The sequence below is a fragment of the Limnofasciculus baicalensis BBK-W-15 genome (genome assembly GCF_024178385.1).
Taxonomy (GTDB): Bacteria; Cyanobacteriota; Cyanobacteriia; order Cyanobacteriales; family Coleofasciculaceae; genus Limnofasciculus; species Limnofasciculus baicalensis.
The window spans coordinates 1-2433 of the sequence record NZ_JAMZMM010000599.1 but is presented as its reverse complement, the minus strand read 5'-3'; the positions used below and the strand labels follow the sequence as shown (position 1 = coordinate 2433).

Below are 2433 nucleotides of genomic sequence, written 5' to 3'. Positions count from 1 at the left end.
AAAGCAATCCCAGCAACAGAGCAGGTTCAACTTATCGAACATACCTTAACAGTCTTGGTCTAATCTGGTAGAACTGGCTGCTTTGGTTTATTGGCTGTCTACGGGGATAAGTTTTGATATTGCCTGTGAAACGCTGAAACAACTGAAGGAACAACAACCGGAGTTGTTTATTTCGGGTAGGGGAAGCGGTTTATGTTGTTGTTATCACAGGATGATTCGCTTTCTTTGGTAGAATTTGACAGGAAAAGAGCGATACCACAATGTGATGGTTGAAATGTGAAAATATACTTTAATGCAGCGTAAAAAACGGGATGTCACAGTCTGGAACGGAATGTCACAGTCTGAACTACTGGAACTAGCACATGAAAAGCTTCACTGGCCAACTCCACAAGAAATTTTGGAGCCATCTGGTGCTGGTCCAAGTGTTTATGCACGAATTGCTAGGGAAAAACTAAGTAGAACTATCAGCAAACTTTCAGATGGTGATGGCGTGCAAATAGGTGTGCTGTCGGCAAATCCTCAAGGTGACTCAACAGAAACACCCATTGCTCTGGTGTGCGACTTTCCCACAGAAATATCAGAAGACACACTCAGAAAAACTTATCAACTTGCTTGGAGTTTTTCTCGTACACCATCACTAATTACAACAGAACCTAATCGCTTAAGAATTTGGACGTGCTATGAAGAACCTCCAAAAGAAGATGATATTATCAATCCTGTAGTTAATGTTTCTAAACAGGAAATTGAGTCATTTAATCAGTTATCTATTTCAGGTCAAGCTGCTGAAACATTGCGGTTACACTGGGCTGATTTAGTATCAGGTCAATTTTTTCAAGAACATAGCCAGCGATTTCAACGAAAACAAGCCGCTGACCAGATGCTACTGAAAAATCTGAAAAGTGTTCGGGAAAGTCTTCAAATAAATAAACTTGATGATGACACGATTCATGATTTATTAGCAAGAATTATTTTTATTCAATTCCTTTTTGACCGTCAAGATTCTGAAGGTAATCCTGCCTTAAATACAACTTTACTGGATTACTTGTATACAACTGAGAAATTATTATCGGCTAAATACTCTCGTTTAGCTGACATATTAAGAAATCATAGAGATACTTATCAGTTTTTCCGTTGGCTCAACGGCAAGTTCAATGGTGATTTATTCCCAGGTAAAGGTGCTACCGAAGAAGAACTCACCGTATAGATAATAGTCAATCTCAGAATAATACTGAACCTGAACTTACGGCATATTGTGAGTATTTTTTGCGAGTTCTTAAAGCAGGATTTGGACAAGATAAACAAGTTTGCGCCACCATATTTCAGGAACAAACTAACACTCTTCTTCCTGTTCGCTTAGTTGCTATTTATCTTAATAAACCTGATTCTGAAGGTGTTCATATTAAACCTATTGACTCCCCTGATTTAATGGAACGCTTGGAAAACTTAAATAAGTTGTATCTGGAAAGAGGAAGTATAGAAGATGGTGGCATCTTTTATCAGCGTGTTGCCAGGATTTATGATTCAGTAGAATTGAATGGGGTGAAAATTCCTACTATTTATTTAATCAAACCTGACAAAATTCGTTATTGGACTCGTTCTATGGCTTTAAGAGATGCTGATAAAGTAGCCGCAGATATTATGACGTGGCGAACAACATTTGATGAAAAATCTCAGGTGATAGAGGAGTCATATAATGCTTAAAAGAGGTAAAACAATTCCAGAAGTCCGCTGGAAAGATACACCGGATTTTGTTGAATTGGCAAAAAAATGGAAGCCAGATGCAATAACAAATCTTTTAAAATTTGTCTGGGAAGGATATGATTTGCTGGTTTCTGAAGTTCTATCACAAATTAACTGTGATGAAGCAAAGGAGCAGCTAGAAAGGAGTATCACTCAATCTCTTGAGCGCAGAATTCATAAAAAAATGACGGACTGTCATTTCTTTTATGTTCAACATGAAGTTTATGAATTTGAAACCAGCAAATCAGCACAAGCGCAACCTCCACAGTATGACATTGCATTTATTCTCTATGAGAATGAAAGAATTATTTGGCCTTTAGAAGCTAAAGTGTTGGAAACAGATGGCGCAGTAGGTGACTATATAAAAGAGATCAATGAAAACTTTATAACTTGTAGATATGCACCATTTTCTAGTCAGGGAGGAATGCTGGGTTATCTTTTTTCTGGTGATCCTGACAAAGCTTTTACCAATATTGAAACCAAAATACCATGCACATTAAATGATCATCCCGATTTTCTAACTCGCGATCACAAAACCTCGGATCACCAGCGAGTAGTTCCTCCGGGAAAGTCATATCCTACTGAATTCCGGTGTCACCATTTACTATTAAAAATAATTGCTACAGCTACTAATAATATACCTTCAGTATAATCAATTCAAAACTTACTCAAATACCCTTCTGAGACTTCACC

At 37.6% G+C, this 2433-nt stretch carries 3 protein-coding genes; all 3 read left to right on the top strand.

The window, feature by feature from the left end:
- Positions 1-292: 292 nt before the first annotated feature.
- Genes NJ959_RS28570 through NJ959_RS28560 form a run of 3 tightly spaced genes read left to right on the top strand, consistent with a single transcriptional unit; the run spans position 293 to position 2392 of the window.
- Complete coding sequence (locus NJ959_RS28570; RefSeq protein ID WP_254015148.1) at positions 293-1204, top strand: hypothetical protein; 912 nt, start codon at positions 293-295, stop codon at positions 1202-1204.
- Positions 1205-1263: 59 nt separating this feature from the next.
- Positions 1264-1701: a hypothetical protein gene (locus NJ959_RS28565; protein ID WP_254015147.1), complete on the top strand. Its 438-nt coding sequence runs from the start codon at positions 1264-1266 to the stop codon at positions 1699-1701.
- Positions 1694-2392, top strand: coding sequence for a hypothetical protein (locus NJ959_RS28560; protein ID WP_254015146.1), 699 nt, complete (start codon positions 1694-1696; stop codon positions 2390-2392). The genes NJ959_RS28565 and NJ959_RS28560 overlap by 8 nt, the downstream gene beginning before the upstream one ends.
- Positions 2393-2433 lie beyond the last annotated feature (41 nt).